This window comes from Massilia phyllosphaerae, from assembly GCF_034659755.1.
GTDB classification, from domain to species: domain Bacteria; phylum Pseudomonadota; class Gammaproteobacteria; order Burkholderiales; family Burkholderiaceae_D; genus Telluria; species Telluria phyllosphaerae.
Genome location: NZ_JAXSQX010000007.1, coordinates 212,255 through 231,616, shown reverse-complemented (window position 1 = coordinate 231,616; position 19,362 = coordinate 212,255). Strand labels below are relative to the sequence as shown.

The following is a 19,362-nucleotide window of genomic DNA, read 5'->3' as shown; positions in this document are numbered from 1 at the left end:
TCAAGTGGTTTCAAGAAATGGTTTTTTTGAAATACCAGTTCGCTCCAGTGGTCATGCGCGTGCCAGCTTGGCGGCCGGCGCCGCTGAGTGCCGCTGCAATACCAATCCGATACCTGATAGCACTGGTATGGGTCAGTACGGTGCGCCGGTCACCTGCAGCGGCACCTGCCACAGTGCCCCGGCACCGGTCAGGTACAGGGTCTTGCCGTCAGCACCGCCGAACGCCGCGTTGGTGACGTTGGCGTCGACGCGGATCGTCGCCAGTTCCTTGCCCTGCGGCGAAAACACGCGCACGCGTTTGACCTCGTGCTCGGTGACGTACAGGTTGCCGTGGCAATCCAGCGTCATGCCGTCGGCCACCGCCAGGCCCTTGACCAGGTCGCGCCCCTGCCCCGGCACGCCGTTCACGATCGGGTAGGCTTTCAGCAGGCCGTCGCTGGCGTTCACGTACAGCACGTCGCCGGCGGGCGACAGCGCGATGCCGTTCGGGTTCTTGCGGCTGCCATCGACCAGCGTGACCTTGCCATCCAGGGCGACGCGGTAGATGCCGGTCACCGGCTGGCCGCCCGGCGCCGCCGTCTTCTGGTAATCGGGGTCGGTGAAGTAGATCGTGCCGTCCGCCGCGATGGCGATGTCGTTCGGCGAATTGAAGACCTGGCCCTGGTAGCGCTGGGCGATCGGCGTGCGCTTGCCATCCAGCGTGTAGCGCATCAGCGCCTTGTCCTTGTGGCTGGCCACCACCAGCCGGCCCTGGGCATCGATCGCCAGGCCATTGCTGCCGCTGTCCTCGAACGCGGTGCTCACGCTGCCGTCCGGGCCCAGCTTGCGGATGCGCGACGGGAAACCGGGGCCGAAGCTGAAGTCCGAGAAGTACAGGGCATCCTTGACCCAGACCGCGCCTTCGTACAGGCCGGGGTCCTTGCGCGTCGGCTGCACGGCGGTGATGCGCTGGGCCGTGAGTTCGCCCGACGGCGCCTGGCCGGTGCAGACCGGCGCTGCATCGGCTGCAGCCGGCAATACGAAAGACAGCAGCGCCAGCGACATCAGCGCGGCGACGGGACGGGTACGGACTGCATACGGCATGGGTGGGTCTCCTTTTTGATTGTGCAGGTAGGTCGGCACCGAGTATAGCCGGGATGCTAGACTATGAATATGAACGCCACGATCCTCATCACCGGCGCCGGACGCGGCATCGGCGCCGCCTGTGCCCTGCTCGCCGCCGAACGCGGCTACCGGGTCTGCGTGAACTACCGCAGCGATGCCGCCGCGGCCGAGGGCGTTGTCGACGCGATTCAGGCCGCAGGCGGCAGCGCGTTTGCCGTGCAGGCCGACGTCGCCGTCGAAGCCGAGGTGGTGCGCCTGTTCGCCGAGGTCGACGCCCGCTGCGCGCGCGACGGCAGCCGCCTGGCGGCGCTGGTCAACAACGCCGGCATCCTCGAGCACCAGATGCGGGTCGAGCAGATGGATGCGGCGCGCCTCAACCGCATCCTGGCCACCAACGTCACCGGTCCTTTCCTGTGCGCGCGCGAAGCGGTGCGCCGGATGTCGACGCGCCATGGCGGCAGCGGCGGCGCGATCGTCAACGTGTCGTCGCGCGCGGCCGTCCTCGGCTCGCCCAACGAGTATGTCGACTATGCGGCTTCCAAGGCGGCGCTGGATACGCTGACGACCGGCTTGTCGAAGGAAGTGGCGCAAGAAGGCATCCGCGTGAACGGCGTGCGCCCGGGACTGATCGACACGGCCATGCATGCCAGCGGCGGCGAGCCGGGACGCATCGCGCGCCTGCAGTCGTCGGTGCCGCTGGGACGCGGCGGCGATGCCCTCGAGGTGGCGCGCGCGGTGCTGTGGCTGGTCTCGAACGAAGCCTCGTACACCACCGGCAGCTTCATCGACGTCTCGGGCGGACGCTGAACCTCATCAGCTCGACTGCACCACCTGGAGGTTGACCCCGACTTCACCCCAGGCCGCGGCTTCCTTCTCGAACCAGCTGGCCACGGTCGGATGCTGGCGCAGCCAGCCGCGTGGGGTCTCGATCTCGATGCGGCCCTTCATGCGCAGGCGCAGGGCGTCGGCTTCGGCGTCGATGCGCGCGTGCATGAACACCGCGGCCAGACGCAGCGCCAGCACCGCCTTGGCCAGGTCGGGCACGGCGAGCGCCTCGCGCACCTTGCGCAGGTTGCCCTTCTGGCCCAGCACGATGGCGCTCATCAGGCGCTGTTCGCGCGCGGTGAAACCCGGCAGGTCGGCGTGTTCGACGATGTAGGCGGCATGCTTGTGGGCGCCGGTGTGCGATACCGACAGGCCCACCTCGTGCAGCATGCTGGCGCGCATCAGGAGCGGCCGCAGTTGCAACCGCGCTGTCTCGTCCTGCGGCGCCAGGCGGTCGAACAGCTTGGCGGCGATGGCGGCGGTGCGCGTGGCGCGGCCGGCATCGATGCCGAAGCGGCGCATGCAATCCTGGATCGCCTGGTCGCGGCGGTCGAGGCGGTTGGCACGCAGTTCGAGGTCGGACAGCACACCGAGGCGCACACCCGCATTGATCGCATTCATGGATTGCACTCCCAGCTCCTGCATCACGCCGATCAGGATGGCGAGGCCGCCGGCCATCACGATCACGCGCTCGCGTTTCACGCCCGGCAGGTCGAAGGCATCGACGTGGCCGAGATCGACCAGGCGTTCGCGCAGCGCCTGCAGGCTGGGCAGCGACATGGCGCCATCGCCGATGCCGTTCCGGGTGATGACTTCGGAAATCGCGCGGATCGTGCCCGAGGAACCGTAGACGCCTTCCCAGCCGGCCGCACGGTACTGGTCGGCAACGTCCTCGACGCGGGCGCGCGCGGCATTCACCGCGGCCTCGAAGGCGTCGGCGTTGATGTGCCCCCCGGGGAAATAGGTGGCGCTGTGCGGATGGGTGCCGATGCTGAACGATTCGACCAGGCCGATGGCGTCGCCGGCGCCGCTGATGATCTCGGTGGAGCCGCCGCCGATGTCGATCACCAGGCGCCGCTCGTCCGGGCGCCCGAGCGCGCGCGCCACGCCCATGTAGATCAGGCGGCCCTCTTCCTCGCCCGAGATGATCTCGACCGGATAGCCGATCGCTTCCTCCAGGCGCGGCACCAGCAGTTCGGCGTTCCTGGCCACGCGCAGGGTATTGGTGGCCACCACCCGCACCGCGTCCAGCCGGTGCTGGCGCAGGATGGCGCTGAAGTCGCGCAGGCAGCGCACCGCGGTGTCCATTGCTTCCTGGCTCAGCATGTTGTCCGGCCCGAGGCCGGCGGCGAGGCGGATCGGGTCACGCGCGGTGCGCACGATGTGGATCTGGCCGGCAACGGCTTCGCCGATGTGGAGCCGGAAACTGTTGGAACCGAGGTCGACTGCTGCGTACATGGGTCTGTCCGAAAAAACGTAGCCGCCAGTATAGCGGCCAGACGCAAGCCCGGGGGCGCGCGTTTGAAGGCCGGTCGGTATCGGCGCGCTCCCCATGGTCGCCGCCTCAGCGCAGCGCTTCGGTCAGCACGCGGCCCTCGGCGGCTGCCGGCGGACGCAGATGCAGGATCTGGGCCAGGGTCGGCGCGATGTCGACCACCTCGGTGTACTGGGCCTGCACGCCGGGACGGATCCAGCGTCCGCCCATCATCAAGAGCGGCACGTTGCTGTCGTAGTTATAGGGCGTGCCGTGGGTGGCGCCGCTGTCGCCGCTGCCGAAGGACGTGTAGGGCGCCGTCACCACCATCAGGTCGCCCGACAGTTCGCGGTTCCAGGCGCGCTGCATCAGCGTGCCCACGCGCGACTTGGCCGCCACGCCCTGCTCCAGCTGGGACCGCGTGAACACGTCGGCGATGCCGGGCTGGGTCAGCAGGAAGCGCGCGGCGGCGTCTTCGACGTCGCGCCGTGCCAGCTTGTTGCGCTCGATCGCGTCGTAGTCGAGGTAGATCTCCGGCAGGTAGGCGTTTTTCACCAGTCCGGCGACGCGGAAACGCTCGGCCAGCGCCGCCTCCAGCTTGGCCCGCAGCGGCTTGGGATCGATGCGCGCGGCGTCCATGTGGCGGCCCTGCGAGAACTCGGCGGTGTTGGCGAAGCCGTGGTCGGCGGTCAGCACCACCAGCACGTTGTCCATGCCGATGCGTTTATCGAGGTAGCTGAAGAACTCGGCGATGCGGCGGTCGATCTGCTGCAGGTGATCGTGCGACATGCGGCTTTCCGGGCCGTAGGCGTGGTTGACGTAATCATGGCCCGACAGGCTGATGCCCAGCAGGTCGGTGACGCCGCCGGCATTGTTGCCCAAGTTCTCGCCTTCGACGGCGGCGCGCGCGAAGTCCAGCGTCAGCTCGTCGACCGCGGGGCTGGTCTTCAGGCGTGCATAATAATCGGCCGACGGCTGGCCGCTCTCGCTGTAGAAGGTGAACGGGAAGCGGTTCGGGCTTTTCAGGCTGGGCGCCGGATCGGGGGCGTCGTCCGCATACGCGGCGTCCGGCAGCAGCGGCTTCCACGACTTGGCGTAGTAGCGGTCCTGCGGCTTGGCCGCCTTGAAGCGCTCGACCCAGGCCGGATGCTGCTGCATGTAATAGGTGGAGCTGGCGAAGTCGCCGGTCTTGTCCATGTACATGTAGGCGGTGCCGGTCTTGCCGGCCAGGAGGATGGCGCCGCGGTCCTTGCCGGACACCGTCACCACCTTGCTGCGGTTGCCGCTGGCGTAGCGCAGCTGGTCGCCCAGGGTATCGACGCGCAGCTTGGCAGGCGAGGTGCCGTCGTGTTCCTCGGTTTCCTCGCCGATGTACTTGTAGCGTGCGTCCTCGGTGCAGTAGACCAGCTTCCCGCTGCCATCGATCCAGTTGTTGCCGATGATGCCGTGGCGGTACGGGTAGGCGCCGCTCAGCACCGCGGTGTGGCCGATCGCCGTCACCGTCACGCCGTGCGCCTGGTGCGCATTGGTGAACGAGGCGCCCTGCTCCATCAGGCGGCGCAGCCCGCCCTGGCCGAACTGGCCGCGGTAGCGCTGCAGCTGCTCGGCGGGCAGGCCGTCGATGACCATCACCACGACCAGTTTCGGGGCCGTGGCCTCGATCGGCGCCGGGGCGGTCTTCGGGGCCGCATGGGCGGGTTGGACGGCCGGCGCCAGCAGGGCGGCACAGGTGAACAGGGACAGCGTGGGGTGGATCCAGGAAGGTCGGGACATACGGGTCGTCAGGGTGAATGGTCAGGCTCGCCAATTTATCATCTTAGAAAGTACATATGTCATTTTGATGACATCCGGCGCCTGGCGTGACATTTTGTCGCCGTTACATTTCGAGTATCTTGTGCGCATGCGGGCGGGATAAAATCGTTCGCATGGCAACGTCAACTTGTCCACCCCTGCCGGCGCGTCCGGACGGCGCCTGGTTCGGCTGGGGTATCAGCCTGCTGGTCCATGCCTGCGTGCTGGCCTGGCTGGTGCACGCCTGGCGGGCGCATGCGCCGGCGCCGGAGGCTGCAGCGCCGGCGCCCATGCGCTTCGTGCTGGTGCCGCCGCCCCCGCGGGCGAAGGCGCCGGTGGCGCTTGAGGTGCCGGCGGACAGCGCAAGGGCACCGAAAACGGCGAACGTGCAGGCACGCCCGGCACGCAGCCGTCCGGCGCGCTCTGCGCCCGCCCCTGCTGCGGCGAACGCGGGCACCGCCGCCACCCCTGCCGAACCGGCGGCCACGATCGCCCGCGAACCGGCCGCCACGTCCGGCGCGGTGGATGCGGCCCCGGCCGCCGCCGAACCCGCTGCCGCGGATGCCGGCACAGGCGAATCCACTCCGCACCTGGACATGAAAGCCGCCCGCGCCACCGCGCGCCTGATCGAAAAACACCGCAAGGATGGCCTGGTCGCCCATCCGAAACCCGATCCGCCGCTGCAGCGCGACGAGCGTCTCGAACGCGCCATCGAGCGCGCCCGCCGTCCGGACTGCAAGTCCGCCTATTCCAGCCTGGGCCTGCTGGCGGTGATCCCGCTGGCCAAGGATGCGGTGACCGGCACCGGCTGCAAGTGGTAGATTACAGTGGCAGACGTCATGCAAACCCTCGACCCGCTGCCCCTGATAAAAAACTCTTCGCGCCGCCCATGCTCGGACTGTTCCTCCACGCCGCCGTGATGGCTGCCCCCTCCCCGGCACCGGCACAGTCGCAGGCGAGCTACGAAGCAGCCGTTGCGGACATGTCGACGTCGCCAGCCTATGTGCTGGTCAAGGTCGGCGACGGCGGCAACGCCGCGCCGCGGCCGGTCTGCACGACGGGGAACTTCCTGCTTGGCGCAATCCACCGGGAATATGGCCTCGGCTATGCGCCGGCCGAATCCGAACAAGCGCTGCGGATCGCGCGCGCCCACGCGGACCACGTGTTCCGCTTCCAGCGCCAGGCGGCGCTGGACAACATCCGCGTCCACTATACCGAGGCCGACCTGGCTGCCGCGCGCGCCCTGCTGGCACCGCTGACGGACGCCGAGGTCAAGGCGAAGTTTTCATCGCTGTTCGCGCACGACCGCCTGCCGACGCAAGGCTATGTCAAGGATGCCGTCGCTTGCGCCCTGATCGAGCGCGGCTTTTCGCCGAAGATGGCAGACCGGAGCGGGCAGGTCTTCATTGCCAACTGAGGCGCGCAGCGCGCAGGCTCATCCGCGGTGCACGTCGCGCCATGCCAGCATCGCCGGCAGCCGCTCCTCCTTGTCGGCATCAAAGCCGCAGGTGTGATCGAAGGTCGCCGGATTCTCGTAGGTGCCGAACAGCCAGTCCCACCAGACGATGTCGCCGTAGTTGTTGCGGTGGCGGCCGTACTGGTGGTGGATGCGGTGCATCTCGGGGCGCTGGAAGAACCAGCCGACCCAGCGCGGCGTGCGCACGCTGGTGTGGTAGAAGAATTCGCCGAGCGCCGTGCACAGCGTGTACACCGCGCCCGCTTGCGGCGACAGGCCGAGCAAGGCATACACCAGCAGGCTGCCGATGATCGAATTCACGACCATCTCGACCGGGTACTTGTAGAACGAGGTGATGACTTCGATGCGGCGCGGGCTGTGGTGGATCTGGTGGAATACGCTCCACAGGAAGTCGGATTCGTGGCGCACCCGGTGCCACCAGTAGAACACGAAGGTGGCGATGAAATAAGCCAGCATGCCGCCCGCCACAGGGCCAAGGTGGCGCGACAGGTGCAGCAGCGAGCCCGATGACAGCCAGCGCTCCCAGGTAAAACCGGCCAGCAGCACCACGCCCAGCTGGACGGCGTTTATCAGCAGCACGCGCAGCGGCCAGGTGCGGACGTGCGGCAGGCGCCAGCCGGGGGTCAATCGTTCGAGGACGAAGCAGGCGGCAAAGACGGCGAGGATGGTGACGAGCATGATGGGCCTCCGTGGAATGGTGGCGCCATGATTGCGAAAAGCTTAAGCCTCGGCCAGCGTTGTGATTCCGGACAAGCCTTTTGCGATTTGAAGTCGCGTTTTTCAATACCCACCACGTCGTCCCCGCGCAGGCGGGACCCATACTGAATATCAGGATTCGGTATGCGGGAAGCAGCGCGAATGATTCAAATATACGGGCTTCGGAAACTCGGCATGGGTCCCCGCCTTCGCGGGGACGACGGAGGATCTCAGTCCAGCCGCCGCACCGACTCCCGCACCACCAGGCTCAACTCCGGCACCTCGGCCGCCAGCGGCTCCTGCGCGATCATGTTGAGGATGGCACGCCCCAGGCTCTGGCCGACGTCGAACAGCGGCTGGCGCACCGTGGTCAGCGGCGGCGTCGTGTACATCGAGCTGTGCAGGTCGTCGAAGCCGATCACAGAGACGTCTTCCGGCACCCGGATGCCGCGCCGGTACATGGCCAGGCGGGCGCCGTAGGCCATCAGGTCGTTGGCGGCGAACAGCGCGGTGAAGCGCTGGCCCGAGGCCAGCAGTTGCTCCACCGCGGCCTGGCCGCTCGATTCCAGGAAGTCGCCGTCCAGCACCAGCGCCGCCCGTTCTTCGATACCGTGTTTGGCCAGGGTGTCGCGGTAGCCAGCCAGGCGCGCCTGGGCGTCGAGGTGGTCGGCCGGGCCGGCGATGAAGGCGATGTCGCGGTGGCCGTGCTGCACCAGGTGTTCGACCGCCTCGCAGGCGCCGCGGTAGTTGTCCAGCCTGAAGCCGTAGGCGCGCTCGCCCTGCAGGGTGCGCCCGAAGGCGACGATCGGCACCCGCCGCGACAGGTCCAGGATCTGCTCGTCGGTCAGCTTGCCGCTGAGGATGACCAGGCCGTCGACGCGGCGCGCGATCAGGAGTTCGATGCGCTCCGCCTCTTCGTCCGCATGCCAGTGGCCGGACACGATCAGCGGCGCGTAGCCGGTACCCTGCAGGGCATCGTCGATGCCGGCCATGGCGTCGGCGAAGTAGCCGGAGATCAGCGACTGGGTCAGCAGGCCGATGGTGCGCGAGCTGCCGGTCTTCAGGTTCTGCGCCAGCACGTTCGGCTTGTAGTTCAGCTGGCCGATGACGCTTTCGATGGCCTTGCGCTTGTCTTCCGACACCTTGGCGGTGCCGTTCAGGTAGCGCGACACCGTGGCCGCCGACACCCCGGCCACGCGCGCGACTTCGTGGACGGTGACCATGGCTGTGCTGGACTCTTTTTTCATTTTGTTAGTATAACATTCAGAAATACCAGCAGGAAACCGATTTCAAAATGGCATGTCGACCGGCAAAGTCGCAGGAAGCCGACGCCTGCCAACCCCGCGATAAATTATGTTTGACATCGAAGCAAGCGCGCAGGTACGATGAAATCGATTTCAAAGCATGAGCATGCAACCATTAGTTGCGATAACAAACAGAGCCTGCCACCGAGACCAGGCCCATTTCCAAGCAAGGTAACCCTTCCATGACCGATTCCATCCACTTCCCTCCCAACTTCATCTGGGGCGTTGCCACGAGCGCATTCCAGATCGAAGGCGCCTTCGATGCAGACGGCAAGGGTCCCTCGATCTGGGACACCTTCTCGCACAAGGCCGCCAACATCATCGACGGCAGCAACGGCGACATCGCCTGCGACCACTACCACCGCTACCGCGACGACGTGGCGATGATGGCGTCGTTCGGCGTCGACGCCTACCGCTTCTCGATGGCCTGGGCGCGCGTCCAGCCGTCGGGCAAGGGTGCCTGGAACGAAAAGGGCTTCGATTTCTATGCGCGCCTGATGGACGCGCTGCAGGAACGCGGCATCGCGCCGCACCTGACGCTGTACCACTGGGACCTGCCGCAAGGCCTGCAGGACGACGGCGGCTGGATGTCGCGCGACACCGCGCACCGCTTCGCCGATTATGCGCACGAAGTGGCGCGCCGCTTCGGCGACCGCCTGGTTTCCATCGCGACCCATAACGAACCGTGGTGCACGGCCAATCTCGGCTACGGCAACGCCCAGTTCGCGCCGGGCGTCAGCGACAAGAAACAGGCGATCCAGGTCTCGCACCACCTGCTGCTGTCGCACGGGCTGGCGATGCAGTCGATGCGCGCGGCCAATCCGAAAGCGGAACTGGGCATCGTGCTGAACCAGTGGACCGCCGAGCCGGCCACCGACAGCGAAGCCGACCGCAAGCTGGCGGCACTGGAATGGGCCAACTCGATCGCATGGTTCATGGACCCGATCTTCAAGCGCCGCTATCCGGAACTGTCGCTGCAGTCGCACGGCGCCGACGCCCCGGACGTCCAGGACGGCGACTTCGACATCATCGCCCAGCCGATCGACTTCCTCGGCGTGAACTACTACCGCCGCGAAGTGATGAGCGCCGAAGTCCCGCCGAGGAAGCCGGAAGGCGGCATGGGCTTCACCGACATGGGCTGGGAAATCTACCCGCAGGGCCTGACCGATTTGCTGGTCCAGCTGAAGCAGGAGTACCCCGACCTGCCGCCGGTCTATATTACCGAGAACGGCATGGCGGCCGTCGACGGCGTCGAGGCCGGCCAGGTCAACGATCCGGTGCGCATCGAGTACGTGCGCACCCACCTGGAAGCGCTGAAGGCGGCGATGGACCAAGGCATCGACGTGCGTGGTTACTTCCTGTGGAGCCTGATGGATAATTTCGAGTGGAACTCGGGCTACGCCAAGCGTTTCGGCATCGTCTATGTGGATTATGCGACCCAGCAGCGCATCCCGAAGGCGAGCGCGCTGTGGTACCGCGACTTCATCGCGGGCCAGCGCGCGCAGCGCCGGGCCGCCTGAGCGGCGCGCGGGCTGCACACATAAAACAAAAGCTGGAGCAAGAGGAGACACCATGGTCGCAGAACCATACCAACACGAGGCCTACGGCGCGCAGGACGGCGCGCGCCTGGTGGCCGACATCGGCGGCACCAACGCCCGCTTCGCGCTGGAAACCGCGCCGGGCCACATCGAGGCCGTGGCCACCCTGCCCTGCGCCGCGTATGCGCAGTTCACCGACGCCGTGCGTGCCTATCTGGGCGGCCACGCCGGCAAGCGGGTGCGCCATGCGGCGATCGCGATCGCCAATCCGGTCGACGGCGACCTGGTCAAGATGACCAACCACTGCTGGGAATTCTCGATCGAGCGTGCGCGCACCGAACTCGGACTCGACACCCTGCTGGTGGTGAACGACTTCGCCGCGCTGGCGATGTCGGTGCCGCAGCTGGCGGCGCAGGACCTGGTGCAGGTCGGCGGTGGCGCCGCGGCGGCCGATGCCGTGATCGGCTTGGTCGGCGCCGGCACCGGCCTGGGCGTGGCCGGCCTGATCCCGGCCGGCGGCAGCTGGACCGTGCTGCAGAGCGAAGGCGGGCACGCCGCGTTTTCCCCGTGCGACGCCCGCGAACAGGCGATCCTGGAATTCTGCTGGCAGCGCTGGGACCACGTGTCGGCCGAGCGCCTGGTGTCGGGACCGGGACTGTCGCTGATCCACGAGGCGCTGGCTGCGAGCAAGGGCCTGCGCGCGCCCGTGCTGGACCCGGCCGTCATCGTCGAGCGCGGACTGGACGGCAGCGACGTCCTGTGCGCCGAGGTGCTGGACGTGTTCTGCGGCATGCTCGGCACGGTCGCGGCCAACGTCGCGGTGACGCTGTGCGCGCGCGGCGGCATCTACATCGGCGGTGGCGTGGTGCCGCGCCTGGGCGAGTGGTTCGCGCGCTCGCCCTTCCGCGCCCGCTTCGAGAACAAGGGACGCTTCTCGAGCTACAACGCACGCATCCCCTGCTTCGTGATCCACGCGTCCTGCCCGGCCCTGGCCGGGGCGGCGGCGCTGTTGCAGCAGCACCTGGCGCAGCAGCAGCAGGAACAGCAGGAACAGCCACAGCGCCGCGAACGCGACGGCACGGAGGCCCGCCATGCGCACGCCTGATACGACACTGCCGCGCATGCGCCACCCGCTGCTGTGGGTGCCGACCGGCTACTTTACGATGGCGATCGGCTACATCATGCTGACCAGCGTCACCGCGATCATGTTCAAGAACATGGGCATGGACAACGGCCGCGCTGCCTTCTATTCGAGCATGCTGATCCTGGCCTACACGATCAAGCCGCTGTTCGCCCCGCTCGTCGAGATGTACCGCACCAAGAAGTTCTTCGTGCTGTGCGCGCAGGTGCTGATCGCGCTCGGTTTCGCCGGCGCCGCGCTGGCCATGAAACTGCCCTCGCACATGACCGTGGTGCTGGTAGGCCTGCTGGCGCTGATGTCCTTCATCGGCGCCACCCAGGACATCGCCAGCGACGGCGTCTACGTGACCTCGCTCGACGCCCGCACCCAGTCGCTGTACTGCGGGGTGCAGAGCCTGTCGTGGAACGTGGGGCCGATCGTCGCGTCCGGCTTGCTGGTCTACCTGAGCGGCCGCCTGCACACCGAGGTGTTCGGGCACGATCCCAAGGTGTTTGGCCCCGAGTGGCTGGACGCGTGGCGCATCATCTTCTTCATCGTCGCCGGCCTGACGCTGGCGATGGCGCTGTGGCACGCGCGCGTGATGCCGGAAGGCGCGCGCGCCGAAAACACCCCGACCAGCCTGGCCGGCGCCGGCACCATCCTGTGGGATTCCTTCGTCACCTTCTTCCAGAAGCGCGACGTGTGGAAGATGATCGCCTTCGCCTTCCTGTTCCGGATCAGCATCGGGCTGCTGGAAAAGATCGGTCCCTTCTTCATGGTGGACGCCGCCGCCAAGGGCGGACTCGGTCTGTCCAACGAAAAGCTGGGCATCGTCTACGGCACCTACGGCCTGGTGGCGGTGCTGCTCGGCTCCCTGCTGGGCGGCTGGTTCGTCGCGCGGCGCGGCCTGAAGCGCACGCTGTTCATCCTGTGCTGCGCGGTCAACATCCCCAACATCACCTTCCTGGCGATGGCGCTGACGCTGCCGTCGAGCACCCTCGCCATCACCGCCGGCGTGGCCATCGAAAAGTTCTTCTATGGCTTCGGCTCGGTCGGCTACATGATCTACCTGATGCAGCAGCTGGCCCCGGGCAAGTACGCGACCACGCACTATGCCTTCGGCACCGGCCTGATGGGGCTGTGCATGATGGTGACGGGCGCGGTCAGTGGTCACCTGCAGGAGTGGATGGGCTACGTCGGCTACTTTGCTTTCGTGATGGTGGCGACCATTCCATCATTCCTGGCGACCTGGTTCGTGCCGTTCAACCACCGCGCGGATGAGGGGCCGGCGGTGGATGCGGGGCGGCTGGTCGAGGATCCGACGCATGAGACGTCGACGCACCGGGCGGCTTGATCAAAGGAAGGTAACCGGAATCACGTGCTTGTAAACGTCGCCCTTGCGAAGGCAGGGGCCCAAGTTTTGCGATCAACTGCGAACTTGGGCCCCTGCCTTCGCAGGGGCGACGTGGCTTTGTGCGTGTAGCGCATTTCTTCGCGCGGAGCCCGGCCTGTGCGTGCAGTCCGGTCTACGTGTGCAGCTCGTTGTCCGCGTCCGGCTTAGTCCTACTCCCTCAAATCCCACTCAAATCGGATCCGCCGCCAGCTTCGAGCGCCGCACCGGCGTCCGGATCCCGTAGCGCAGCGCCGACTGCCGCACCAGTTTCTCGAACCATGGCGGCGCGTCCGGCGCGATCACGATGCTGCGCAGCAGGCGCATAGCATCGACCCGGACCAGCAGCCCGGCGTCGGGTTCGCCGCAGGTCGCCGCGTGCGGCCCGGCGGTGTGGTCGATGATCACCCGCACTTCCTTTTCGTACTCGTAGGCCTTGGCCTTGTAGGCGAAGATGCGCGCGTAGTCCGGCGAGATGTCCAGCTTGGGGTCGCTCCAGTGCTTGACGTACTCGACGCGCGCGATCCAGGCTTCGTGTTCGGTATCGGCTTCGCGCAGCGTATCGCTGAGCTGGCCGACGGTGGTGGTCAGCGCCACCGCGCAGTCGGACTTGCCGTACAGCGCCCACATGGCCGCGCTGTCGTCCTGGTTGCGGTGCCAGCAATTGATGTAGACCGACTGGCGCATGCGGCGCTTGAACTGTTCATAGTTGTAGTCGATCTCGCCGCGCGCATAGGACGCGCTGATCTGGTCGCGCAGCGTGGGCGTGAAGGCGCCCTCGAACTTGTCGCTGAAGTGATCGGCGCGGCAAAAGAACAGCGTTGCATTCTCGAAGAAATCGAACAGCTTGGCCGCATTCAGGTAGCGCCACAGCACGGTGCTGCGCTGCAGGCGCTCGCCTGGGCGTTCATTCAGGCGTGCGGCGGAGCGCGCATCGACGATGCGTGGCGCGTCGACGCTGCTGCCCTGCTCCTCCATATCTTGCTCTTTGCCCATGTCCTTACATCTCCATGGGGACGATTGTAGGCTTGCCCGCTTCGACCCGCCATGGGTAGGGCCGCTAGCGTGCGCTTGTAGGAATCGTCTACGTCAAGATGTCGCACGCCGTGCGACAGCGCCTGCCGCCGGCCGCAGGAAGGGATAGGGATTGATGGCGCCGCCGCCGGTGTAGATGCCGTAGTGCAGGTGCGGCGGCGTATGGATCGCATTCCCCGTGTTGCCGACGTAGCCGAGCACCTTGCCCGGCGCCACCCGCATGCCGGCGTGGACATCGCCGTAGCGCTCGAGGTGGGCATAGTAGTGGCGCTGCCCGCCCGGCCCCAGCACCCACACCACCTGCCCGCCCAGGCGGTTGGTGCCGACGCGCACGACCACGCCTTCGGTACTCGACAACACCGGCGTGCCGCGCCTGGCGAAGATGTCGATGCCTTCATGGCGGCGGCCCTCGCTGCGCGCTCCGCCCCAGGTGTCGGCCAGCCCGGACGGCTTGACGCCGGCCACCGGCACCGGCAGCAGTGTGGGCGCCGGCAGGCTGCCCAGGCGGATCAGGTACAGCACGTTGTCCAGCCACGGCTGCACGACGGCGCCCAGCGCGATCAGGAAGATCGCGAGCAGCAGCTTGCGGACCAGCGGGCGGATGAAGGTGGGCATGGAACGCAGTTGGGGTCACCGCCTGGAATCAACAGGGCAATCGCAAAGTAGGAATAAGCCTAGCGGGACACGAGAAACCGGCTGTTTTCAAGCCGATGTAACCGGCGCTACAGTGACAATAGATATCAAACAGTCATGCAGAGGAAACACCATGGAACATTTACAGACAGAACGCCGCGCCGATGTGCCGCCCAGTCACCCCCATGAATCGGCGGCCGCCGAGGCGGTGCGCGAAGCCATCGGCCTGCAGGCCTGCCTCGGCACCGTGGGCGCGGTGGAGTACCTCAAGGCGCACGGGATCAACGGCGCGGTCATCGGCAGGGTGCTGTCGGGCGGCCAGGTGCGCGAAGACGACCGGGCCATGGCGGCCCAGAACGACCTCCCCGGCGCACACCAGGCCTGATCAGCCCTGCCCCGCCTCTAGGTTGGCGCGCACGCGGCCCAGCAGGGCCGCAAGCATGGCGCACTCTCCCTCCGACAGCCCGGCCATCGCCGCCTCGGCCAGTTCGCCGTCGTGGCTGTGCAGCGCCGTGTGCAGTTCCAGGCCGGCCGCCGACAGCGTGACGCGGGTGCTGCGGCGGTCGGCGGCGTCGGCTTCGGCTTCCAGCAGGCCGCGTTCGCGCAAGCCGCGGATCAAGCGCGCCACCTGGGCCTTGTCGCGGCCGGAATGCGCCACCAGGTCGCTTGGCGACCCGCCCGGGTGACGCGCAAAGAAGCCGAGCACCTTGATTTCCATATGAGCAAGATCGTGCTGGGCATCGCGCAGGCTGCGATGCTGCTGGGTGCGGTACAGGTGCATGATCTTGTGCATGGCGTCCACGACCTGCAGCGCGGCGTGGCCGTCGATGGCGGCCGGATTTTGGTTGACTTGGTCAACTTTTTTTCGCATAATGGATGACATTGTCAACTAATCGTATTTATTTCCGAGGACGATACCATGAAAGACGCAGCGCAAGGCCCTGTCATCCAGCGGGTCCGCCATGAACTCAAGCGGCGCGAGCTGACGGTTGCCGCCGTCGAACCCCTTGGCCCCGGCTTCGTCGCCATCACCTTCACGGGCGACGAGCTGGCCGACTTCGTCTCGGCCTCCTTCGACGACCACGTCAAGCTGATGTTCGACGAAAGCGCGGAGACGCCGGTACGCCGCGACTATACGCCACGCCGCTTCGATCGAGAACAGCGGACCCTGACGCTGGAATTCGCGCTGCACGGCCATGGCGCGGCCTCCGAGTGGGCACGCAGCGCGCAGGCCGGCCAGCGGCTGACGGTCGGCGGCCCGCGCGGCTCCTTCGTGGTGCCTTTGGCACTCGACTGGCACCTGCTGGTGGGCGACACCACCGCCCTGCCGGCGATCTCGCGCCGCCTGGAAGAACTGCCGGCCGGCGCGCGCGCCGTGGTGGTGGCGATGGCGGATGCTGCCGACCGCCGTCCCCTGCCGACCGAGGCCGACGCCGACATCATCTGGGTGGACGATGCCGATGCGCTGGTGGCGGCGCTGCAGGCGTGGACGCCGCCGGCCGGCCAGGGCGTGGCCTGGGGTGGCGGCGAAGCGCAGGCGATGGCGCGGGTGCGCAAGATCCTGAATGAGAAGGGGGTGCCGCGCGAACTCACTAGGGTGTCGGCGTACTGGAAACGGGGGGTGGCGGATCACCACGAGACGCTGGAGTAAACAGCGGTACCGGAAGTAGAAACAGGCCTGCGCTCCCGCAACACACGGCAGCGTGTAAACGTCGCCCCCGCGCAGGCGGGATAGCTGCGCTATCCCCCCAAGTTGCACGCTCAGCCACGACGCATGCAGAACTTGGACCCCCGCCTGCGCGGGGGTGACGGTTTTACGGTCGCGGGCTAACGGCTCGATAGGTACTGGCCGTGCTTCCGGGTTTTACGCCGCGCTCTTGCCCGACAAGCGCTTCAAGCGCTCCAGCGCCGTCTCGCCGCCGTTGTCCGGCTGGCTCGCCGACTTGCGGATCGCATCCAGCTCGGCCTGCTGGTCGAGCGGCTTCTGGCCGATGTCGGCGACGATGCGCAGGCCGGCCGCTTCGTTGCTGACGTTCTGGGCGCGGCGCGTGAGCGCGTTCAGCGCGGTCGATCCGGCCTTGACGCCGGACAGGCCGGCCAGCTGGCTCTGGCGCTCCATGCGCAGTTCCTGCAGTTCCTTCTGGGCCTTGGCCGCGGCCAGTGACTGGATCGCCTTGCGCGCCTGGGCGTCGAATTCGGCCAGCTGCTTGCTGAGCGCATCGACGATCTTCTGCAGCTCGTCCATGTAGGCCCTGGCATCGGCTTCCTCCTGGATTTCCTGCGGCAGGCGCGCCTTGTTGGCTTCCAGCTCGTCGCAGAACATGGTGACCGTGGCTTCCGAAATGGTGCCGGCGGCCAGGCGCTCGGCCAGCGTCTCGGCGGCGCGTTCGTCGCTCGCGATCAGCGTTTGCAGGCTCACCACGTCCTTGTGCTCCTTGTCGAACGAGGCGCGCGCGGTCGCCAGCAGCTGCGCGGTGTCGCGCAGGGTGTCGACCAGGCGGTCGCGGTCGGCCTCGGTGGCGGTCTCCGGATCGAAGTTGGCGATGGCTTCCGAAATCCGGTTGCCGAGGGCGCCGAAGTGCTTCGATACCAGCCGTGCGGTCAGGCCCCATCCACTCGCGTTGCTCATGTCCTTGTTCCTTTCGTTGGTCAAAAAGTCGGGTGCTGCTCGGTTGCTACTTGCTTACTGCTCGGTTACTGCACCACCACGCGTTCCGGCTCCAGAGGGATGCCGACCACGAAGTCGACGTGGATGCCGCGCCGGCCGCTGTCGCCGTCGACGCTTTCGATGATCTCGGTGCTGATCAACAGGTACTCGCGGCTGCCGTCGCCCAGCGTGCGCACGTAGGGCATGTAATACAGCTGCTGGCGCAGCCCGCGCACGCCGCCGGCATCGTCGATGCGCGTTTCGCGGCCGGTGAACGGGGTCACGAAACCAGCGTTGCCGTGGCCGGCGTCGCGGGTGTACTCGAGGCGGTCGGCATCGCCAAACACCGTGGCCAGCGTGGCCGCGTCCAGCATGTCGGCCAGCTGCGCGCGCCACAGCGTGTAGCTCGGGTCGCCCAGGCCGTAGCCGGCGACGCCCGTGTAGGCATCCTGGTCGTCGGCGCTTTCCGGAATCACGCGCGCCAGCTGGGTGCAGTACAGGATCTCGGCGATGGCGCCGTCGTCCGCGCTGAACACCTGCAGGAATTTTTCCTTCGCATCGAGGTCGCCGGTGGCCAGGTACAGGCGGAACAGGCCGGCGTCGGGCTCCAGGCGAATCTGCGAGATCGCCAGCACGCGGGTGTCGCCGTCGGCCGGCATCACGATCAGCGAACCGTTGGCCTGGGCGCGGATCAGCGGCGAGCGCTGCAGCTGCACCAGGCTGCCGATGCGCGCGCCCATCGGGAGTTTGTCGTCGGCGCGCGTGTCACTGGTCACGCCCTGCTTGCCGGCGATACCGCGCACGTAGCTGAACACGTCTTTCCAGGCCATCTGCTCAATTCCTCTCGAACGAATAATTCGGTTTGTCGGCGGCGCGCTTGGCGCGTGCCCGCATGATCCATTTGTAGGCAATCCAGCCGGCCAGGGCCAGCACCAGCAGCACGGCCAGGGTGCCGAACACGGAGCCGCCGCTTGATTTCGGCTGCGGCAGCGGCAGCGGCTGCGCCGGCGCGGCCCCGGGCTGGGCCACCGGGCCGCCGACGCTGCCGACGCCGCCGTTCCAGGACGGTGCCGGCGCCTGGACGTCGCCGCGCTGCCCGTGCGCATTCGCGTTGTTGGCGGCGTGGGCGGCGGCGTTGGCCGCGGCGTTCGCGATCACGGCGCCGGCAATCACGCGGCCGAGGTCGCCGCCGGATGGTTGCGGCCTGCCGTAGCCATTGTTATTGCCGTAGCCCTGGCCATAGTCGCGGCCCGGCGGCCGGTTGTCCGCCTGGCGCGGGGTGTCGTCGCGGCGCGGCGGCGGTGCATTGCGTGCGGCGTCGCGTGCGGCCTGCGCGGCACGCCGTTCGTCCAGCGTGCGCAGGGCGCGGGATGCGGCGGCGTCGCGGTCGAGCTTTTGCGAGAACGCCGAATCGGAGCGGCGCGTATCCGATGGTGCCGCCCGGCCGAAGGAACCGAAGCTGCCGCTGCCCGCCCTAGACGGCGCGTCCGCCTGCGACGCCGAGGATGACGAGCGCTTGCCGAAGGCGCCGAAGCTGCCTTTCGACGGCGACGGCGAGGCCGACGGTGACGAGCGCTGCGACGAAAAGCCGCTCTTGAACGACCCCGAACTCGAGGGCGAGGGCGAGGCGCCTGCCATGCCGTGCGCCAGCGGCAGCAGCAGCGACAGCACCAGCAAGGCATGGAAGCACTTCGGCGCAGACTTCGGAGCGTATCTCGGGGCAGGCTTCAACATGGTCAGGGTCGCCGTCAAAAGTTACAATGAGAATAACGAACAGCATGTTGACATGCACCGGTAAAATAATCAAAGGATTACCATATGACCCGCCGCTATCTCGACATGAATCAACACGATGCGCTCTACACTGTGGCCCGCAAGTATCCCGGCGGGCTGGATGCGCTGGCGCGCGAGCTGGGCATGTCGGCCAACGTCCTGCGCAACAAGCTGGCGCCGAGCATCGCCTCGCATTACCCGTCGTTCGAGGAAGTCTCGCTGATCGTCGAGTGCTGCCATAAGGCGGGGGTGGCGGATGCCCTGCTGCCGCTGCACGCGCTGCTGGTCAGGCACGGAATGGCGGCGTTCGTGGTGCCGCAGCCGGAAACGGCGCGCCAGGACGACCTGTCGCAGACCGTGTGCCGGGTCATGAGCGAAGTCGGCGCGGTGGCCGAAGCGGTGTCGGAGGCGCTGATGGATGGAGTGATCACGGTGGCCGAGGCCGACCTGATCGAGCGTGAGTTCCACTCGGCCCTGTCGGCGCTGGGCGCCTGGCGCGCGCGGCTGCGCAAGGACAGCGCGGCCGGAATCTGCTGAAGCTGCCGGGCCGGACGC

Annotated in this window: 20 protein-coding genes; 9 read left to right on the top strand and 11 right to left on the bottom strand. The window is 67.4% G+C overall.

Annotated elements, in window-relative coordinates:
- Nucleotides 1-132: 132 nt before the first annotated feature.
- Nucleotides 133-1,083: an SMP-30/gluconolactonase/LRE family protein gene (locus U1H99_RS24570; protein WP_323144310.1), complete on the bottom strand. Its 951-nt coding sequence runs from the start codon at nt 1,081-1,083 to the stop codon at nt 133-135.
- 69 nt (nt 1,084-1,152) lie between these two features.
- Between U1H99_RS24570 and U1H99_RS24565 the strand changes: the two genes are divergently transcribed.
- Complete coding sequence (locus U1H99_RS24565) at nt 1,153-1,911, top strand: SDR family oxidoreductase (RefSeq protein ID WP_323144309.1); 759 nt, start codon at nt 1,153-1,155, stop codon at nt 1,909-1,911.
- Between the two features lie 6 nt (nt 1,912-1,917).
- Here U1H99_RS24565 and U1H99_RS24560 read toward each other — a convergent pair whose 3' ends face one another.
- Both U1H99_RS24560 and U1H99_RS24555 read right to left on the bottom strand, forming a co-directional pair.
- On the bottom strand, nt 1,918-3,387 hold the full coding sequence (locus U1H99_RS24560; protein ID WP_323144308.1) for a Ppx/GppA phosphatase family protein: 1,470 nt from the start codon (nt 3,385-3,387) through the stop codon (nt 1,918-1,920).
- 106 nt (nt 3,388-3,493) lie between these two features.
- Nucleotides 3,494-5,176 carry an alkaline phosphatase family protein gene (locus tag U1H99_RS24555; RefSeq protein ID WP_323144307.1) on the bottom strand — a complete coding sequence of 561 codons (1,683 nt, stop codon included), beginning with the start codon at nt 5,174-5,176 and terminating at the stop codon, nt 3,494-3,496.
- Between the two features lie 152 nt (nt 5,177-5,328).
- Here U1H99_RS24555 and U1H99_RS24550 point away from each other — a divergent pair, with 152 nt between their 5' ends.
- Together U1H99_RS24550 and U1H99_RS24545 are read left to right on the top strand one after the other, a co-directional pair.
- Entirely contained in the window at nt 5,329-6,015 is a 687-nt protein-coding gene (locus U1H99_RS24550) for a hypothetical protein (protein ID WP_323144306.1), read from the top strand.
- 68 nt (nt 6,016-6,083) lie between these two features.
- Nucleotides 6,084-6,611: a hypothetical protein gene (locus tag U1H99_RS24545; protein ID WP_323144305.1), complete on the top strand. Its 528-nt coding sequence runs from the start codon at nt 6,084-6,086 to the stop codon at nt 6,609-6,611.
- An 18-nt stretch (nt 6,612-6,629) separates the two neighbouring features.
- Here the strand turns inward: U1H99_RS24545 and U1H99_RS24540 are convergent, their stop codons facing one another.
- Both U1H99_RS24540 and U1H99_RS24535 read right to left on the bottom strand, forming a co-directional pair.
- Nucleotides 6,630-7,349 carry a sterol desaturase family protein gene (locus tag U1H99_RS24540; protein ID WP_323144304.1) on the bottom strand — a complete coding sequence of 240 codons (720 nt, stop codon included), beginning with the start codon at nt 7,347-7,349 and terminating at the stop codon, nt 6,630-6,632.
- A 248-nt stretch (nt 7,350-7,597) separates the two neighbouring features.
- Nucleotides 7,598-8,590, bottom strand: a complete 993-nt coding sequence (locus U1H99_RS24535; RefSeq protein ID WP_323144303.1) for a LacI family DNA-binding transcriptional regulator — start codon at nt 8,588-8,590, stop codon at nt 7,598-7,600.
- A 263-nt stretch (nt 8,591-8,853) separates the two neighbouring features.
- Here U1H99_RS24535 and U1H99_RS24530 point away from each other — a divergent pair, with 263 nt between their 5' ends.
- From U1H99_RS24530 to U1H99_RS24520, 3 genes are read left to right on the top strand one after another with little or no spacing between them, the layout of a single operon-like run.
- Nucleotides 8,854-10,191 (top strand): GH1 family beta-glucosidase, encoded by a 1,338-nt coding sequence (locus U1H99_RS24530; RefSeq protein WP_323144302.1) that lies wholly within the window; start codon nt 8,854-8,856, stop codon nt 10,189-10,191.
- 52 nt (nt 10,192-10,243) lie between these two features.
- Complete coding sequence (locus U1H99_RS24525) at nt 10,244-11,314, top strand: glucokinase (protein ID WP_323144301.1); 1,071 nt, start codon at nt 10,244-10,246, stop codon at nt 11,312-11,314.
- Nucleotides 11,301-12,683 carry an MFS transporter gene (locus U1H99_RS24520; RefSeq protein WP_323144300.1) on the top strand — a complete coding sequence of 461 codons (1,383 nt, stop codon included), beginning with the start codon at nt 11,301-11,303 and terminating at the stop codon, nt 12,681-12,683. Before U1H99_RS24525 ends, U1H99_RS24520 begins: the two co-directional genes overlap by 14 nt.
- A gap of 228 nt (nt 12,684-12,911) precedes the next feature.
- Here U1H99_RS24520 and U1H99_RS24515 read toward each other — a convergent pair whose 3' ends face one another.
- Both U1H99_RS24515 and U1H99_RS24510 read right to left on the bottom strand, forming a co-directional pair.
- Nucleotides 12,912-13,715 (bottom strand): hypothetical protein, encoded by an 804-nt coding sequence (locus U1H99_RS24515; RefSeq protein WP_323144299.1) that lies wholly within the window; start codon nt 13,713-13,715, stop codon nt 12,912-12,914.
- Between the two features lie 93 nt (nt 13,716-13,808).
- Nucleotides 13,809-14,369: a M23 family metallopeptidase gene (locus U1H99_RS24510; protein ID WP_323144298.1), complete on the bottom strand. Its 561-nt coding sequence runs from the start codon at nt 14,367-14,369 to the stop codon at nt 13,809-13,811.
- Nucleotides 14,370-14,520: 151 nt separating this feature from the next.
- On the opposite strand from U1H99_RS24510, the gene U1H99_RS24505 reads away from it, so the two are divergent.
- Complete coding sequence (locus U1H99_RS24505) at nt 14,521-14,772, top strand: hypothetical protein (RefSeq protein WP_323144297.1); 252 nt, start codon at nt 14,521-14,523, stop codon at nt 14,770-14,772.
- Here U1H99_RS24505 and U1H99_RS24500 read toward each other — a convergent pair whose 3' ends face one another.
- Nucleotides 14,773-15,258: a MarR family winged helix-turn-helix transcriptional regulator gene (locus U1H99_RS24500; RefSeq protein WP_323144296.1), complete on the bottom strand. Its 486-nt coding sequence runs from the start codon at nt 15,256-15,258 to the stop codon at nt 14,773-14,775. It lies immediately after the preceding gene.
- A 48-nt stretch (nt 15,259-15,306) separates the two neighbouring features.
- Between U1H99_RS24500 and U1H99_RS24495 the strand changes: the two genes are divergently transcribed.
- Complete coding sequence (locus U1H99_RS24495; RefSeq protein ID WP_323144295.1) at nt 15,307-16,038, top strand: siderophore-interacting protein; 732 nt, start codon at nt 15,307-15,309, stop codon at nt 16,036-16,038.
- Between the two features lie 213 nt (nt 16,039-16,251).
- Here the strand turns inward: U1H99_RS24495 and U1H99_RS24490 are convergent, their stop codons facing one another.
- From U1H99_RS24490 to U1H99_RS24480, 3 genes are all read right to left on the bottom strand, one after another.
- Nucleotides 16,252-17,016, bottom strand: a complete 765-nt coding sequence (locus tag U1H99_RS24490; protein ID WP_323144294.1) for a hypothetical protein — start codon at nt 17,014-17,016, stop codon at nt 16,252-16,254.
- Nucleotides 17,017-17,081: 65 nt separating this feature from the next.
- Complete coding sequence (locus tag U1H99_RS24485) at nt 17,082-17,864, bottom strand: DUF2491 family protein (protein WP_323144293.1); 783 nt, start codon at nt 17,862-17,864, stop codon at nt 17,082-17,084.
- A gap of 4 nt (nt 17,865-17,868) precedes the next feature.
- Nucleotides 17,869-18,768 carry a hypothetical protein gene (locus U1H99_RS24480; RefSeq protein ID WP_323144292.1) on the bottom strand — a complete coding sequence of 300 codons (900 nt, stop codon included), beginning with the start codon at nt 18,766-18,768 and terminating at the stop codon, nt 17,869-17,871.
- An 84-nt stretch (nt 18,769-18,852) separates the two neighbouring features.
- On the opposite strand from U1H99_RS24480, the gene U1H99_RS24475 reads away from it, so the two are divergent.
- Nucleotides 18,853-19,344 (top strand): phage regulatory CII family protein, encoded by a 492-nt coding sequence (locus U1H99_RS24475; protein WP_323144291.1) that lies wholly within the window; start codon nt 18,853-18,855, stop codon nt 19,342-19,344.
- Nucleotides 19,345-19,362: the final 18 nt, after the last annotated feature.

What these genes read in the sequence shown, in the direction of transcription:
- U1H99_RS24525 (WP_323144301.1), top strand. Translation starts at nt 10,244, where the DNA reads ATGGTCGCAGAACCATACCAACACGAGGCCTACGGCGCGCAGGACGGC.
- U1H99_RS24495 (WP_323144295.1), top strand. Translation starts at nt 15,307, where the DNA reads ATGAAAGACGCAGCGCAAGGCCCTGTCATCCAGCGGGTCCGCCATGAA.
- U1H99_RS24485 (WP_323144293.1), bottom strand. Translation starts at nt 17,864, where the DNA reads ATGGCCTGGAAAGACGTGTTCAGCTACGTGCGCGGTATCGCCGGCAAG.
- U1H99_RS24480 (WP_323144292.1), bottom strand. Translation starts at nt 18,768, where the DNA reads ATGTTGAAGCCTGCCCCGAGATACGCTCCGAAGTCTGCGCCGAAGTGC.
- U1H99_RS24490 (WP_323144294.1), bottom strand. Translation starts at nt 17,016, where the DNA reads ATGAGCAACGCGAGTGGATGGGGCCTGACCGCACGGCTGGTATCGAAG.
- U1H99_RS24540 (WP_323144304.1), bottom strand. Translation starts at nt 7,349, where the DNA reads ATGCTCGTCACCATCCTCGCCGTCTTTGCCGCCTGCTTCGTCCTCGAA.
- U1H99_RS24555 (WP_323144307.1), bottom strand. Translation starts at nt 5,176, where the DNA reads ATGTCCCGACCTTCCTGGATCCACCCCACGCTGTCCCTGTTCACCTGT.
- U1H99_RS24505 (WP_323144297.1), top strand. Translation starts at nt 14,521, where the DNA reads ATGGAACATTTACAGACAGAACGCCGCGCCGATGTGCCGCCCAGTCAC.
- U1H99_RS24535 (WP_323144303.1), bottom strand. Translation starts at nt 8,590, where the DNA reads ATGGTCACCGTCCACGAAGTCGCGCGCGTGGCCGGGGTGTCGGCGGCC.
- U1H99_RS24500 (WP_323144296.1), bottom strand. Translation starts at nt 15,258, where the DNA reads ATGCGAAAAAAAGTTGACCAAGTCAACCAAAATCCGGCCGCCATCGAC.
- U1H99_RS24565 (WP_323144309.1), top strand. Translation starts at nt 1,153, where the DNA reads ATGAACGCCACGATCCTCATCACCGGCGCCGGACGCGGCATCGGCGCC.
- U1H99_RS24475 (WP_323144291.1), top strand. Translation starts at nt 18,853, where the DNA reads ATGACCCGCCGCTATCTCGACATGAATCAACACGATGCGCTCTACACT.
- U1H99_RS24515 (WP_323144299.1), bottom strand. Translation starts at nt 13,715, where the DNA reads ATGGGCAAAGAGCAAGATATGGAGGAGCAGGGCAGCAGCGTCGACGCG.
- U1H99_RS24560 (WP_323144308.1), bottom strand. Translation starts at nt 3,387, where the DNA reads ATGTACGCAGCAGTCGACCTCGGTTCCAACAGTTTCCGGCTCCACATC.
- U1H99_RS24550 (WP_323144306.1), top strand. Translation starts at nt 5,329, where the DNA reads ATGGCAACGTCAACTTGTCCACCCCTGCCGGCGCGTCCGGACGGCGCC.
- U1H99_RS24570 (WP_323144310.1), bottom strand. Translation starts at nt 1,083, where the DNA reads ATGCCGTATGCAGTCCGTACCCGTCCCGTCGCCGCGCTGATGTCGCTG.
- U1H99_RS24530 (WP_323144302.1), top strand. Translation starts at nt 8,854, where the DNA reads ATGACCGATTCCATCCACTTCCCTCCCAACTTCATCTGGGGCGTTGCC.
- U1H99_RS24520 (WP_323144300.1), top strand. Translation starts at nt 11,301, where the DNA reads ATGCGCACGCCTGATACGACACTGCCGCGCATGCGCCACCCGCTGCTG.
- U1H99_RS24510 (WP_323144298.1), bottom strand. Translation starts at nt 14,369, where the DNA reads ATGCCCACCTTCATCCGCCCGCTGGTCCGCAAGCTGCTGCTCGCGATC.
- U1H99_RS24545 (WP_323144305.1), top strand. Translation starts at nt 6,084, where the DNA reads ATGCTCGGACTGTTCCTCCACGCCGCCGTGATGGCTGCCCCCTCCCCG.